This is a genomic window from Kitasatospora sp. NPDC088351, from assembly GCF_040685575.1.
Classification (GTDB): Bacteria; Actinomycetota; Actinomycetes; order Streptomycetales; family Streptomycetaceae; genus Kitasatospora.
Genome location: NZ_JBFBIL010000036.1, coordinates 70,167 through 84,250, shown reverse-complemented (window position 1 = coordinate 84,250; position 14,084 = coordinate 70,167). Strand labels below are relative to the sequence as shown.

Here is a 14,084-nt window from a genome sequence, read left to right as displayed (position 1 = left end):
CGCTCCCTCAAACCCGAAAGATCATCGCGTCCAACAGCCACGGCCCTCGCAACTCCCACAGATCGCGGGTGTTGCGAGGACCGTTAGAACCCAAGACTCCCGGGGGCCTTTCCGTTCAACGGGCCGACTGGGTCAGCCGGATGCCGGATCAGCCGCTGAACTCGTCCTGGCTCTTGTGCGCCTGCTCCAGCAGCGTCCGCACGCCGGCCAGCTCGGACTCCAGCTTGGCGACCTTGCTCGCGTTGCCGGCCGCGCGGGCCTTGTCCAGATCGGCCTGGATCTTGTCGGCCTTCGCCTGGAAGAGGCCGACCATGCCGGCGGCGCGGGCCTTGGCCTCCGGGTTGGAGCGCTTCCACTCGGCGTCCTCGGCCTCGCGGATCGCCCGCTCGACCGCGTTCAGCCGGCCGTCCAGCTTCGGACGGGCGTCGCGCGGCACGTGCCCGATCGCCTCCCAGCGCTCGTTGACGTCGCGCAGCGCGGCCTTCGCGGCCTTCAGGTCGGTGATCGGCAGGATCGCCTCGGCCTCGGCCGCCAGCGCCTCCTTGAGCTTCTGGTTGCCGACCTGCTCGGCGTCCCGCTCGCTGAACACCGCGGAACGGGCCTGGAAGAAGACGTCCTGGGCGCCGCGGAACCGCGCCCACAGCTCGTCCTCGATGTCCCGCTGGGCGCGCCCGGCGGCCTTCCAGCGCGCCATCAGGTCGCGGTACTGGGCCGCCGTCTCGCCCCACTCGGTCGACGAGGAGAGCGCCTCGGCCTCCGTGACCAGACGCTCCTTGACGGCCCTGGCCTGGTCGCGCTCGGCGTCCAGGGTCGCGAAGTGCGCCTTGCGGTGCTTGGAGAAGACCGAGCGGGCGTGCGAGAAGCGGTGCCACAGCTCGTCGTCACTCTTGCGGTCCAGCCGGGGCAGGCCCTTCCAGGTGTCCACCAGCGCGCGGAGCCGGTCCCCGGCCTCCCGCCACTGGGTGGACTCGGCGAGCTGCTCGGCCTCCGAGACCAGGGCCTCCTTGGCGGCGCGGGTCTCGTCCTGCGCCTTGGCGCGGGCGGCCTTGCGCTCCTCACGACGGCTCTCGATCTCACCGGCGAGCGTGTCCAGCCGCTTGGCCAGGGACTCCAGGTCACCGACCGCGTGCGCCTCGACGACCTGCGACCGCAGGTGCTCCAGCGCGGCCTGGGCGTCCTTCGCGGCCAGGTCGGTGGTGCGCACCCGCTTCTCCAGCAGGCCGATCTCCACCTCGATGCCCTGGTACTTGCGCTCGAAGTAGGCGAGAGCCTCCTCGGGCGAGCCGGCCTGCCAGGAACCCACGACACGTTCGCCGTCGGCTGTCCTGACGTAGACCGTGCCCTGCTCGTCGACACGGCCCCACGGGTCGCTGCTCATAGCGCGTCCTCCACATGACGTCGCGCCCGCGCCGGGGCGGTACGCGTCCGTCGTCCACAGTTGATGTGCGGCGGACCGATGAGTCCGCCGTCCCGTCCGCCGTGCTCTGCTGCCGAGGGTGACGGCCGGCGGGTCTGGGCACCCTACACAACGCCAACATAGGCGACCAGGCCCGGTGCTGTCCGCATCCGGGCCGGGCGATTTCGGGCCCGGGCCGCGCCGACGCCCCTCGCGGGCGGTGGCGACGCGGCCCCGGCGTGGATCAACCCTTCGCGACGGTGACCGAGTTGAAGGTGACGTCGGCCATCGGGTGGCCGTCCGTACCGCCTTCCAGGGTGCCCGCGGCGGCGATCTTCTCGACCACGTCCAGACCGCCGGTGATCTTGCCGAAGGGGGTGTAGCTCGGCGGCAGCTGGGTGTCCTTGTAGACCAGGAAGAACTGGCTGCCGTTGGTGCCGGGGCCGGAGTTGGCCATCGCCACCGTGCCCGCCGGGTAGGTCGCGCCGGTCAGGTTCTCGTCGGCGAACTTGTAGCCGGGGCCGCCCGTGCCGCCGGGGACGGTCGCGCTGGCGGTCGGGTCGCCGCACTGCAGCACGAAGATGCCGCCCGTGGTCAGCCGGTGGCACTTGGTGTGGTCGAAGTACTGCTCGCCGGTCAGGAAGGCGAAGGAGTTCACCGTGTGCGGCGCCTTGGCCGCGTCCAGCGCGATCGTCACCTTGCCGCAGTTGCTGTCCAGCGTCGCGGTGTACGAGGCGGCCGTGTCGACCGTCATGGCCGGCTCGGCCTGCCACTGCTTGCCGTTCGGCGCGCCCGGCGCCGGGTCGGCGCAGCCCTCGACCGGCTTGCGGGTCGGCGTGGTGGGCTCGTCGGTCGCGGTGGGCGCGGCCTGCGCGGTCGGAGCGGAGTCCTTCTTGTCGTCCGAGTCGAAGGCGCCGGTGCCGACCAGCGCGCCACCGCCCGCCAGCACGACCACGGCCAGCGACGCGCCGAGGATCGTGTTGCGGCGCTTGCGCGCGGCGTGGGCCTCGGCCCGTCGCTGCGCCTGGCGCTCGTACTTCTCGCGGGCGAGCTGCCGCCGCCGCTGTTCGCTGGTGACCACCGGCCGTGTCTCCTACATATGCGCTGGGGGGTCCCCCGCCCGATGGCGGGCGGGGAGGGAGTGGGTACGAATGCTGAAGCGGATCATCGCATCCATCGGCGGCCAAGTGTAGGTACCACGGCTGTAAGAACGCGGTGAACCCGTCATGGTGAAGTGAACCTGTCACCCCCTGTCTGGTTCGCAACCGGACCCGGACCGCCGGTAGGCTGCGTTACATCGTGTAGCTGCCACTGTCGACCGAATCATGAAGGACTCGCGTGTTCATCGCCGGATTCCCCGCTGGAGCCTGGGGCACCAACTGCTACCTGGTCGCACCGGCGCCCGGCGAGGAGTGCGTCATCGTCGACCCCGGCCACCAGGCCGCCGCCGGCGTCGACGAGCTGATCCGCGAGCACGGGCTGAAGCCCGTCGCGGTCGTCCTCACCCACGGACACATCGACCACGTCGCCTCCGTGGTCCCGGTCTGCGGCGCCCGCGGCGTCCCGGCCTGGATCCACCCCGAGGACCGCTACATGATGGCCGACCCGGAGAAGGCGCTCGGCCGCTCGCTCGGCACCCAGCTGATGGGCGAGCTCACCGTCGGCGAACCCGACGACGTACGCGAGCTCACCGACGGCAGCGTGCTGGAGCTCGCCGGTCTGAAGCTCACCGTCGACCACGCGCCCGGCCATACCAAGGGGTCGGTGACGTTCCGGACGCCCGGCGCCGAGGACCTGCCTCCGGTGCTCTTCTCGGGCGACCTGCTCTTCGCCGGCTCCATCGGGCGCACGGACCTCCCGGGCGGAGACAGCGAGGCGATCATGCGGTCGCTGGCCCGGGTGTGCCTGCCCCTCGACGATGCCACCGTGGTCCTGTCCGGCCACGGCTCCCAGACCACCATCGGCCGCGAGCGCGCCACCAACCCCTACCTCAGGCAGGCGGCGGGAGCGCTCGGCGCTCCGGCCTTCCCGCGACGAGGAATGTGACGGAAGAGAAGTTGAGCACCTTCACCGCCCCCAAGGGCACCTACGACCTGCTGCCCCCCAGCTCCGCGACCTTCCTGGCGATCCGCGAGAGCCTCTCCGCGCCGCTGCGCCGGGCCGGCTACGGCTACATCGAGACCCCGGTCTTCGAGGACGTCAAGCTGTTCTCCCGCGGTGTCGGCGAGTCCACGGACATCGTCACCAAGGAGATGTTCTCGCTCACCAAGCGCGGCAAGGAAGACCTCGCGCTGCGCCCCGAGGGCACCGCCTCGGTGGTCCGCGCGGCGCTCCAGGCCAACCTGCACAAGCTGGGCAACCTCCCGGTCAAGCTCTGGTACTCCGGCTCCTTCTACCGCTACGAGCGCCCGCAGGCCGGCCGCTACCGCCAGTTCGCCCAGGTCGGCGCCGAGGCGATCGGCGCCGAGGACCCGGCGCTGGACGCCGAGCTGATCATCCTGGCCGACGACGCCTTCCGCTCGCTGGGCCTGAGCGACTACTCGCTGCTGATCAACAGCCTCGGGGACAAGCAGTGCCGGCCGGTCTACCGCGCCGCCCTGGTCGAGTTCCTGGACGGCCTGGACCTCGACGAGGAGACCCGCCGCCGCGCCGGGATCAACCCGCTGCGCGTCCTCGACGACAAGCGCGAGTCCGTCCAGGCCCAGCTGACCGACGCCCCCAAGCTGCGCGACTACCTCTGCGAGGAGTGCAAGGCGTACGACGAGAAGGTGCGCGAGCTGCTCACCGCGGCCGGCGTGGCCTTCGTCGACGACCCCAAGCTGGTCCGCGGGCTGGACTACTACACCCGCACCACCTTCGAGTTCGTGCACAACGGTCTCGGCTCGCAGTCCGCGATCGGCGGCGGCGGCCGCTACGACGGCCTCTCCGAGATGCTCGGCGGCCCGGCGCTGCCCTCGGTCGGCTGGGGCCTCGGCGTGGACCGCACCTACCTGGCGATGGAGGCGGAGGGCATCGCCCTCGACCTGCCCGCCACCACCTCGGTCTACGCCGTCGCGCTCAGCGACGAGGCCAAGAACGTCCTCTTCGCCAAGGTGGTCGAGCTGCGCCGGACCGGCGTCGCCACCGACCTCGCCTTCGGCGTCAAGGGCATCAAGAACGCCATGAAGTCCGCCGACCGTTCCGGCGCCCGCTTCGCGGTGCTGGCCGGTGACCGGGACCTCGCCGAAGGCGTCGTCCAGCTCAAGGACCTGACCACCGGCGAGCAGAACCCCGTCGCCCTCGACGCACTCGTCACCACCCTGAAGGAGAAGCAGCTGTGATCCGCACGCACGACGCGGGCACGCTCCGCCCGGAGCACGCAGGCACCACCGTCACCCTGGCCGGCTGGGTCGCCCGCCGCCGAGACCACGGCGGCGTGGCCTTCATCGACCTGCGCGACGCCTCCGGCACCGTGCAGATCGTGGTCCGCGACCTGGACTCGGTGCACGGCCTGCGCGCCGAGTACTGCGTCAAGGTCGTCGGTGACGTCCGGGTGCGCCCCGAGGGCAACGAGAACCCGGACATCCCGACCGGCGCGGTCGAGGTCGTGGTCAGCGAGATCGAGGTGCTCTCCGAGGCCGCCCCGCTGCCCTTCCCGGTCGCCGAGTACGAGCCCGGCACGGTCAACGAGGAGGTCCGGCTGCGCTACCGCTACCTGGACCTGCGCCGTGAGGGCCCGGCCAAGGGCCTGCGGCTGCGCTCCAAGGTCAACAACATCATCCGCCGGGTGATGGAGGAGAACGACTACCTCGACATCGAGACGCCGTACCTCACCCGCTCCACCCCCGAGGGCGCCCGCGACTTCCTCGTCCCGGTCCGCCTGCAGCCCGGCCACTGGTACGCGCTGCCGCAGTCGCCCCAGCTGTTCAAGCAGCTGCTGATGGTGGCCGGTATGGAGCGCTACTACCAGATCGCGCGCTGCTTCCGCGACGAGGACTTCCGCGCCGACCGCCAGCCGGAGTTCACCCAGCTCGACATCGAGGCCTCCTTCGTCGACCAGGAGGACATCCTGGCCCTCGGCGAGAAGATCGTCGGCTCGATCTGGCGCGAGGTGCACGGCTACGAGATCCCGAACCCGCTGCCCCGGATGACCTACGCGGACGCCATGTCCCGCTACGGCTCCGACAAGCCGGACGTCCGCTTCGGACAGGAACTCACCGACCTCACCGAGTACTTCAAGGGCACCGCGTTCCGCGTCTTCCAGGCCCCGTACGTCGGTGCCGTGGTCATGCCCGGCGGCGCCTCGCAGCCCCGCAAGGCGCTCGACGCCTGGCAGGACTGGGCCAAGGCGCGCGGCGCCAGGGGCCTCGCCTACGTGGTCATCGACGCCGAGACCGGTGAGCTGCGCGGCCCGGTCGCCAAGAACCTCTCCGAGGAGCACCTGGCCGGCCTGGCCGCCGCCGCGGGTGCCAAGAACGGCGACGCGATCTTCTTCGCGGCCGGCAAGCAGCGCCCCTCGCAGGAGCTGCTCGGCGCCGCCCGCCTGGAGATCGGCCGCCGCTGCCGGCTGATCGACGAGTCCGCGTGGGCCTTCCTCTGGGTCGTCGACTTCCCGATGTTCGAGCCGATCGAGGACGACAAGGGCGAGTTCCAGGGCTGGCACGCGGTGCACCACCCGTTCACCGCCCCGACCGCCGAGTCGCTCGCCACCTTCGACACCGACCCGGGTACGGCCCTCTCCAACGCCTACGACCTGGTCCTCAACGGTTCGGAGCTGGGCGGCGGTTCGATCCGTATCCACCAGCGCGACGTGCAGAAGCGGGCGTTCGACGCGATCGGCCTCTCCGAGGAGGAGGCCGCCTCGCAGTTCGGCTTCCTGCTCGACGCCTTCAACTACGGCCCGCCGCCGCACGGCGGTGTGGCCTTCGGCCTCGACCGGATCGTCACGCTGCTCGGCGGGTACGACACCATCCGCGACGTCATCGCCTTCCCGAAGACGTCCACCGGTGGTGACCCGCTGACCGGCGCCCCGACCCCGATCACCCCGGCCCAGCGCCGGGAGGCCGGTGTGGACGCCCAGCCGAAGGTCCGCGAGGACGCCAAGTCCGAGGCCCAGCCCAAGGCCTGACCCTTGATCGGCTAACCTTTCACGGCCCCGGACGGTTCACCTACCGTCCGGGGCCGGTCCACAATGGCGTGCGACACAGAGAGGGTTCCCCCATGAAGGTCAGTACCAGGATCGAGTGTCCCGACGACGCACCCGCCACCAGACGGGTCCACATGGCCGCGTTCCCCGGCCCCGACGAGGCGGACCTGGTGGACGCGCTGCGCCGCGATCCCGCCTGGCTGCCCGGGCTGTCGGTGGTCGCGGTGGACGAGTCCGGCCTGGTGGTCGGCCACGCCCTGCTCACCCGGCTGCCGGTCGGTGACGGCAAGGGCCTGGCGCTCGCGCCCGTCGCGGTCGCCCCCGAGTGGCAGCGCAAGGGCGTCGGCGAACTCGTCGTCCGGGCCGCGCTGTCCGCCGCCGAGGACGCGGGCGAGAAGCTCGTCATCGTTCTCGGAGACCCGGACTACTACGGCCGGTTCGGGTTCACCCCGGCCCAACGGCACGAGGTCACCGGCCCGTTCGAGGTGCCGGACATCTACTTCCAGGCGCTCGCCCTGCCCGCCTACGACGGCGCCCCGCGCGGGCTCTGCCGCTACCCCGAGCCCTTCGAAGCCGTCTAGTCCTGCTGGAGTACTAAGGCGTGTCGGCGCCGGAGCCGACGGTGGTCCGGCAACTGCGCACGAACGCGGCCATCGCGGGCGTCGGTTCCCGGTCCTTCGGCCAGTAGAGCCCGACCTGGCTCGGGCTCAACCCCCGCACCGGCCGGTACGCGACATCCTCCCGCGCCGCCAGCCTGCTCATCGTCTCCGGGGCGAAACCGACGCCCTGGCCGCACACCACCGCGGCCAGCCACTCGTCGGTGTTGCGTGCCACCGCGCCGATCCGCACCGGCCGCCCGCCCCGCTCCCGGACCGCCAGCCAGTAGTCGCGCCAGTGGCCGGCCTCGTGCGGGATCGCCACGAAGGGCTCGTCCAGCAGATCCTCGAAGTCGATCACCGCACGCCCGGCCAGCCGGTGCCCGGCCGGCAGCGCCAGACAGCGCGGCTCCTTGCCGAGCAGTGCGACGCTGTACTGCTCGGAGAGCGACGGCGGCCCGTGCCAGAGCGTGAGGTCGATCTCGCCGGTGGCCAGGCCGGACGTCGGATCGAGCCAGTTGTTCTGCCGCAGCTCCACCTGCCAGCCGGGCATCCGCCGGGTGAAGTCCGCCACCGTGCGGCGGGTCATCAGGTTGATGATCCCGCCCTCGAAGCCCACCCGCAGGGTCGAGCCCTGCTCGGCCGCCGCCGCCCTGGTGGCGCGCAGCGCGTCCTCCCAGCCCGCCAGCACGGTCCCGGCGTACTCGGCCAGCGCCCGCCCGGCCGACGTGGGCGCCATACCGCGGCGGGAGCGCTCGAACAGCTCCACCCCGAGCAGTACCTCCAGCTGGCGGATCTGCTTGGTGAGGGTCGGCTGCGAGACGAACAGCCGGGCCGCCGCGGCCGTCAGCTGCCCCTCCTCGCAGACCGCGGTGAAGCCGCGCAGCAGTCGGGTGTCCACATCCATGCCCCAAGGTTATGGAACGGGATATTGGACCGGTCCGGCAGGTCTGGGCCAAGGTGATCACCCGGCCCTCGGGCCGGTCCACGGGGGAGCCCGGCAGCGGCGGTTCAGGGGGCCGCCGCTGCCGCGCCGACCGGACAGGACCTGCGGGAGCGGCGCATTGCGCCTACGGTGAGTGCTCATCAGCACGCTCCCCGGTCTTCGGCCGGCAGATGTCCCGCGACGGAGGTACCCAGGTGGCCAAGGTCCAGCATGAGCGGTCCGCCCAGCCGGAGCGGCTGGCGAAGAAGCCGTACGAGCGGGAGCTGCTGCGGCTGCAGAACGAGCTGGTGAAGCTCCAGGAGTGGGTGCGCGCCGAGGGCGCCCGGCTGGTGGTCGTGTTCGAGGGGCGGGACGCGGCGGGCAAGGGCGGCGCGATCAAGCGGGTGACCGAGTACCTGAACCCGCGCATCGCCCGGGTCGCCGCCCTGCCCACCCCCACCGAACGCCAGCGCACCCAGTGGTACTTCCAGCGGTACGTCGAGCAGCTGCCGGCCGCCGGGGAGATCGTCCTGTTCGACCGCAGCTGGTACAACCGGGCCGGCGTCGAGAAGGTGATGGGCTTCTGCACAGACGAGGAGTACTGGCAGTTCCTGCACCAGTGCCCGACCTTCGAGCGGATGCTGATCGAGTCGGGCGTGCTGCTGCGCAAGTACTGGTTCTCGGTCAGCGACACCGAGCAGCAGCGGCGCTTCCGGGACCGTCTGGAGGACCCGATGCGGCGCTGGAAGCTCTCGCCGATGGACGTCGAGTCGATCACCCACTGGGAGGACTACTCGCGGGCCAAGGACGAGATGTTCGTCTACACCGACACCCCCGAGTCGCCCTGGAACGTGGTGGAGAGCGACGACAAGCGGCGGGCCCGGATCAACATGATCGCCCACCTGCTCTCCAGCGTCCCGTACCACGAGGTCACCCCGCCGAAGATCGACCTGCCGCCCCGCCCGGCCCCCCGTGGGTACCAGCGGCCCCCGCGCGACCTGCAGAAGTACGTGCCGGACCATGCGGCCAGGCTGGAGTAGCGGCCCTGTCGGTGGGCTCGCATAGGCTTCCGGTGTGGACGAACCGGACCTCTTCACCGCCGCCGCCGAGGAACGCCAGGCCAAGGAGCCGGGGCGGGCCCCGCTCGCCGTGCGGATGCGACCGCGCACCCTGGACGAGGTGGCCGGGCAGCGGCAGCTGCTGAAGCCCGGCTCACCGCTGCGCCGGCTGGTGTCGGGCTCGCGCGGCCCGGCGGCGACCAGCTCGGTGATCCTCTGGGGGCCGCCCGGCACCGGGAAGACCACGCTGGCGCATGTGATCAGCCAGGCCGTCGAGGGCCGTTTCGTCGAGCTGTCCGCGATCACCGCCGGGGTCAAGGAGGTCCGGGCGGTGATCGACGGCGCCCGCCGCGCGGTCGGTATGAGCGGCCGGGAGACGGTGCTCTTCCTGGACGAGATCCACCGGTTCTCCAAGGCCCAGCAGGACTCGCTGCTGCCCGCCGTGGAGAACCGCTGGGTCACGCTGATCGCCGCGACCACCGAGAACCCGTACTTCTCGGTGATCTCCCCGCTGCTGTCGCGCTCGCTGCTGCTCACGCTGGAGTCGCTGACCGACGACGACATCCGGGCGCTGCTGCGCCGGGCGGTGGCCGACGAGCGCGGTCTGGAGGGCTCGCTGGAGCTCTCCGAGGAGGCGGAGGACCACCTGGTGCGGCTGGCCGGCGGGGACGCCCGGCGGGCGCTCACCACGCTGGAGGCGGCGGCCGGCGCGGCGCTGGAGAAGGGGGAGGCGAGCATCACGCTGGCCACCACCGAGACCGCCGTCAACCACGCCGCGGTCCGGTACGACAAGGACGGCGACCAGCACTACGACGTGGCCAGCGCGCTGATCAAGTCGATCCGGGGCAGTGACGTGGACGCCACCCTGCACTACCTGGCCCGGATGATCGAGGCGGGGGAGGATCCGCGGTTCATCGCCCGGCGGCTGATGATCTCGGCCAGCGAGGACGTCGGCCTGGCCGATCCGACGGCGCTGACCACGGCCGTGGCGGCGGCCCAGGCGGTGGCGCTGATCGGCTTCCCGGAGGCGCGGATCATCCTCTCCCAGGCGGCGATCGCGCTGGCGCTGGCACCCAAGTCGAACGCCGCGTACCTGGCGATCGACGCGGCGCTGGCGGACGTCCGGCAGGGGCTGGCGGGCGCGGTGCCACCGCACCTGCGGGACGCGCACTACGGCGGCGCGGGCAAGCTCGGGCACGGTCAGGGCTACCAGTACCCGCACGACCTGCCGGAGGGCATCGCGGCGCAGCAGTACGCGCCGGACGCGGTGCACGGCAAGGCGTACTACCGGCCGACCCGGCACGGCGGGGAGGCCCGGTACGCGGACATCGTGGAGTGGACCAGGGGGCGGCTGAAGGGCGAGTGAGCGGCGGGTATACTCGTGCGGAGTGCCATGTCCCGGGACGGCGGCAGGGGAGACCTTGCTGACCGGCCGCACCAGCGGGGCACTGGCCGTAGACCCCCTCGCGGGGTCTTGAGGAGCGTTGCGCACCGTTTCGGTGTCGCGTGCAGCCCACCAACCCCGGTTCGGTGGGCCGCTCGTGCGCAAGCACATCCGTGCCCGGCTCCGGAGAGCGGCTGACCACACCACCCGCGGGTGGAGCGGTTTTTCTCCGGGTCGCGAGGAGCGACCTCCGTCAACACCTGGTGAAGCCGTATTCATAAGCAAGGAAGGTTTGGTTCATGGCGAACCAGAAGCGTCCCAAGGTCAAGATCGCGCGTGCGCTCGGCGTGCCGCTGACCCCGAAGTCCGTCAAGTACTTCGAGGCCCGCCCGTACCCGCCCGGCCAGCACGGCCGTGGTCGCAAGCAGAACTCGGACTACAAGGTCCGTCTGCTCGAGAAGCAGCGTCTGCGCGCCCAGTACGACCTGAGCGAGAAGCAGATGGCGCGCGCGTTCGACCGCGCGAAGAAGGCCGAGGGCAAGACCGGTGAGGCGCTCGTCGCCGAGCTGGAGACCCGTCTGGACTCCCTGGTGCTGCGTTCGGGCATTGCCCGCACCATCTACCAGGCCCGCCAGATGGTCGTCCACGGCCACATCGAGGTCAACGGCGGCAAGGTCAACAAGCCGTCGTACCAGATGAAGCCGGGCTTCGTCGTGACCGTTCGCGAGCGCAGCAAGGAGAAGGTCCCGTTCCAGGTCGCCCGTGAGGGTGGCTACGCGGGCGAGGGCCAGACCCCGAAGTACCTCGAGGTCAACCTGAAGGCCCTGGCCTTCCGCCTGGACCGTGCGCCGCAGCGCAAGGAGGTCCCGGTGATCTGTGACGAGCAGCTGGTGGTCGAGTACTACTCGCGCTGACCCGCGGGCGGTGCACCCCGGTGTACCCCAGCGAGCCCCCGTCGCCTCTCGAGGCGGCGGGGGCTCGCCCCTTTTCACGGCTCTGCCGTCACAGCTCCCCGCCGGCCATCGCGGCGGCCAGCCGCAGGTGCGGGCGGGCCTCCTCGGCGCGGCCCTGGCGCTCCAGGGTGCGGCCGAGCATCAGCCGGGCGTAGTCCTCGGCGGGGTCGGCGTCCAGGACGCGGCGCAGTTCGGCCTCGGCCCGGGACAGCTGGGCGGAGTGGTAGTAGCTGCGGGCCAGCAGCAGCCGGACGGAGAGGTTGGCCGGCTCCTGGGCCAGGACCGCCTCCAGGAGGCGGGCGGCGTCGGAGTACGCCTTGGAGTCGAAGGAGAACTTCGCCATGCGGTACTCGTCGGCGGCGCTGTAGGTGGCCACGGTCGCTCCTTTCGGTGCCGGTCGATGCCCTTCGGCGTCCTCCGCGCCTGGGGCTTCACCGGTTTCTCGCGGTGGTGCTGCCCCCTCCAGCAATGGACAATCTTCAACTATTCCATCGGTCGTTCGCCGGGCCGTCCGCCCGGCCGGTCCTCCGCGTCACCGTGGCCGCCGAGCGCCCGGCGGACCGCCGCGTCCAGGCCGAGCCGGGCGCCGCGGCCGAAGAAGCCGGCGGACTCCCGCCCGGTCAGCCCAGCCCCGGCCCGCCGTTCGCAGATGCGATGGGGGTCGCCGAAGCCGCGCGAGCCGAAGAACGGCCTGCCCACCGCCCGCCAGATCCGGTGCGCGGCGCCCTGCAGCACCCGGGCCTCGCGCAGGTCGCCCGGCCGGTCCGGACCGGTGGGCTCGGTCTCCAGCAGCGCCAGCACGTCGATCGCCAGCGCGATGCCGGGCAGGTCGTGGAGCCGGTGGCTGAGCCGGACGCTCTCCCTGGCCCGGACGCGGGCCAGCCGTATGTCGCCGTCCAGCCAGTGCGCGTACGCCAGCGCGTAGAGCCCCCACGCGTACGCCCACCGCTCGCCGTGCCGCTCGCACAGCTCGCGGACCCGGCCCAGCCAGAACGCGCCGCCGGGCCGGTCGCCCTGGAACAGCCGGGCCAGGCCCAGCTCGACCATGGCCATCAGGACGGTGCTGTCCAGCTCGCCGATCGCCCGGTAGCGCCGGAGCGCCTCCTCGAACAGCCCGGTGGCCAGGGCCGGTTCGTCGCCGATCAGGGCCGCGCAGCCCTGCCGGTGGAGCGCGTGGGCGAGCGCCCGGTCGTCACCGGTGGCCAGGGCCTGACGGCGGCACTCCTCCAGCACGGGCCGGGCGGAGGCCGGATCGCCCTGGAGGGTGGCCAGGTAGCCGGTCACCCAGAGCGCCTTGGCGCGGGCCTCGGTCGGCTCGGGGGCCAGCGCCAGCGCGCGGTCCAGCCAGCGCCGGCCCTCGCCGGGGTGGCCGCAGCCGGCCCAGTAGAACCAGAGGGCGCCCGCCAGTCGCAGCGCGCTCTGCTCCTCGCCGGGCTCGGCGAGGCAGAACTCCAGCGCCGTACGGAGGTCGGGGTGGGCGGCCCCGGTCCGCTCGGCGGTCTCCGCCTGGTGCGGCCCGGACCACTCGACCTCGCCCCAGGTGGCCACGCCCAGGTACCAGTCGCGGTGGCGGCGGAGCAGCCGGTGCTTCTCGCCGGTGGCGCGCAGCCGGTGCCCGCCGTACTCGCGCAGCGGGTCGGGCAGCCGGAAGCGGGCGCCGAGGGCGCTGCCGCCGCCGGCCCGGCTGCCGGGCGGCGCCCCCACCCGCAGGACGACCGACCTGCCGGCCAGTCCGGCGAGCAGGTCGGCCATCTCGTCCGGCTCGATGCCGTCGCCCGCGCAGACGTACTCGGCGGCCTCCGGATCGAAGTCGCCGGGGAAGACGGACAGCCGGGACAAGAGCAAACGTTCCTGCTGCGTGCAGAGCTCAAGGCGCGGGCCGTGCTCCGGCCGCCGCGCCGTCGTGCCCGGGGACTGGGTTGTCGAGTCGTCGGCCAAGAACTGCTCCCGTGTCCGGGCCCGGACCCTCGCGGTCCGGACGTGCGTCGGGCCGTGCGGGCGACGGTCCGCCCGACAGAACGAGGTGACCGGTCGGTAGGTTACGCGCGGGCTTCGCACACCCGACCGGATCCGCAGGGACGCCCCGGGGCGACAACCCGGTCCGGAAACCGGGCATGGGCGCGATAGGGTTCCCTTTGGAGAACAGCAAGGCGAGGGAGCGCGCAAGGTGTCCGTGGGAGAGCTGGCCGGGTTGCTCGTCGCCGTGTTCTGGGCGGTCCTGGTCACCCTGCTCGCCGTCGTCCTGGTGCGGCTCTCGCGCGTACTGAAGGAGGCCACCGTCCTGGTCTCCGCCGTGACCGAACAGGCCGTGCCGCTGCTGAGCGACGCCGGCGCCGCCGTGCGCAGCGCCAACGAGCAGCTGGAGCGGGTGGACGAGATCACCGCCAATGTGCAGGACGCCGCCGCCAACGCCAACGCGCTCTCCTCCACCGTCGCGGCCACCCTGGGCGGGCCGCTGGTCAAGGTCGCGGCCTTCAGTTACGGCGTCCGCAAGGCCGTCGCCAAGCAGAACGGCACCCTGACGCTGCCCGCCCAGCCGGGCGAGCGCGAGGAGCTGGCCCGGCTGATCCGGGCCGAGGTGCGCGCGGCGACCGCGCCCAAGGGCGGCCTGCTGGCCAGGGTCCGGCGCGCGGTGAGGGGCTGACGG

13 protein-coding genes are annotated in these 14,084 nt (G+C 72.2%); 8 read left to right on the top strand and 5 right to left on the bottom strand.

Annotated features, from left to right (window positions below; all coding sequences use genetic code 11):
- Positions 1 to 148: 148 nt before the first annotated feature.
- Both AB0P06_RS23940 and AB0P06_RS23935 read right to left on the bottom strand, forming a co-directional pair.
- Positions 149 to 1,378, bottom strand: coding sequence for a DUF349 domain-containing protein (locus AB0P06_RS23940; RefSeq protein WP_363610531.1), 1,230 nt, complete (start codon positions 1,376 to 1,378; stop codon positions 149 to 151).
- A gap of 262 nt (positions 1,379 to 1,640) precedes the next feature.
- The gene (locus AB0P06_RS23935) at positions 1,641 to 2,477 is read right to left on the bottom strand and encodes a peptidylprolyl isomerase (protein WP_363610526.1); all 837 of its coding nucleotides are present in this window, start codon (positions 2,475 to 2,477) and stop codon (positions 1,641 to 1,643) included.
- Between the two features lie 257 nt (positions 2,478 to 2,734).
- Here AB0P06_RS23935 and AB0P06_RS23930 point away from each other — a divergent pair, with 257 nt between their 5' ends.
- The 4 genes from AB0P06_RS23930 to AB0P06_RS23915 all read left to right on the top strand — a co-directional run bounded on the left by AB0P06_RS23930 (position 2,735) and on the right by AB0P06_RS23915 (position 7,102).
- Positions 2,735 to 3,442, top strand: a complete 708-nt coding sequence (locus AB0P06_RS23930) for an MBL fold metallo-hydrolase (protein ID WP_363610524.1) — start codon at positions 2,735 to 2,737, stop codon at positions 3,440 to 3,442.
- An 11-nt stretch (positions 3,443 to 3,453) separates the two neighbouring features.
- Entirely contained in the window at positions 3,454 to 4,716 is a 1,263-nt protein-coding gene (hisS, locus tag AB0P06_RS23925; RefSeq protein WP_363610522.1) for a histidine--tRNA ligase, read from the top strand.
- Positions 4,713 to 6,503 carry an aspartate--tRNA ligase gene (gene aspS, locus AB0P06_RS23920; protein WP_363610520.1) on the top strand — a complete coding sequence of 597 codons (1,791 nt, stop codon included), beginning with the start codon at positions 4,713 to 4,715 and terminating at the stop codon, positions 6,501 to 6,503. The genes hisS and aspS overlap by 4 nt, the downstream gene beginning before the upstream one ends.
- Positions 6,504 to 6,595: 92 nt before the next feature.
- Positions 6,596 to 7,102, top strand: coding sequence for an N-acetyltransferase (locus tag AB0P06_RS23915; protein ID WP_363610518.1), 507 nt, complete (start codon positions 6,596 to 6,598; stop codon positions 7,100 to 7,102).
- A 13-nt stretch (positions 7,103 to 7,115) separates the two neighbouring features.
- On the opposite strand, the gene AB0P06_RS23910 is transcribed toward AB0P06_RS23915, so the two are convergent.
- The gene (locus AB0P06_RS23910; RefSeq protein ID WP_363610516.1) at positions 7,116 to 8,024 is read right to left on the bottom strand and encodes a LysR family transcriptional regulator; all 909 of its coding nucleotides are present in this window, start codon (positions 8,022 to 8,024) and stop codon (positions 7,116 to 7,118) included.
- Positions 8,025 to 8,257: 233 nt separating this feature from the next.
- Here AB0P06_RS23910 and ppk2 point away from each other — a divergent pair, with 233 nt between their 5' ends.
- The 3 genes from ppk2 to rpsD all read left to right on the top strand — a co-directional run bounded on the left by ppk2 (position 8,258) and on the right by rpsD (position 11,398).
- Positions 8,258 to 9,082 carry a polyphosphate kinase 2 gene (ppk2, locus tag AB0P06_RS23905; protein WP_363610514.1) on the top strand — a complete coding sequence of 275 codons (825 nt, stop codon included), beginning with the start codon at positions 8,258 to 8,260 and terminating at the stop codon, positions 9,080 to 9,082.
- Between the two features lie 34 nt (positions 9,083 to 9,116).
- Complete coding sequence (locus tag AB0P06_RS23900; RefSeq protein ID WP_363610512.1) at positions 9,117 to 10,466, top strand: replication-associated recombination protein A; 1,350 nt, start codon at positions 9,117 to 9,119, stop codon at positions 10,464 to 10,466.
- A 317-nt stretch (positions 10,467 to 10,783) separates the two neighbouring features.
- Positions 10,784 to 11,398: a 30S ribosomal protein S4 gene (rpsD, locus tag AB0P06_RS23895; protein ID WP_063346792.1), complete on the top strand. Its 615-nt coding sequence runs from the start codon at positions 10,784 to 10,786 to the stop codon at positions 11,396 to 11,398.
- 88 nt (positions 11,399 to 11,486) lie between these two features.
- On the opposite strand, the gene AB0P06_RS23890 is transcribed toward rpsD, so the two are convergent.
- Together AB0P06_RS23890 and AB0P06_RS23885 are read right to left on the bottom strand one after the other, a co-directional pair.
- Positions 11,487 to 11,780 carry a tetratricopeptide repeat protein gene (locus AB0P06_RS23890; protein ID WP_363610535.1) on the bottom strand — a complete coding sequence of 98 codons (294 nt, stop codon included), beginning with the start codon at positions 11,778 to 11,780 and terminating at the stop codon, positions 11,487 to 11,489.
- A gap of 140 nt (positions 11,781 to 11,920) precedes the next feature.
- Complete coding sequence (locus AB0P06_RS23885) at positions 11,921 to 13,276, bottom strand: hypothetical protein (protein WP_363610510.1); 1,356 nt, start codon at positions 13,274 to 13,276, stop codon at positions 11,921 to 11,923.
- Between the two features lie 328 nt (positions 13,277 to 13,604).
- Between AB0P06_RS23885 and AB0P06_RS23880 the strand changes: the two genes are divergently transcribed.
- Positions 13,605 to 14,081: a DUF948 domain-containing protein gene (locus AB0P06_RS23880; RefSeq protein ID WP_363610508.1), complete on the top strand. Its 477-nt coding sequence runs from the start codon at positions 13,605 to 13,607 to the stop codon at positions 14,079 to 14,081.
- Positions 14,082 to 14,084: the final 3 nt, after the last annotated feature.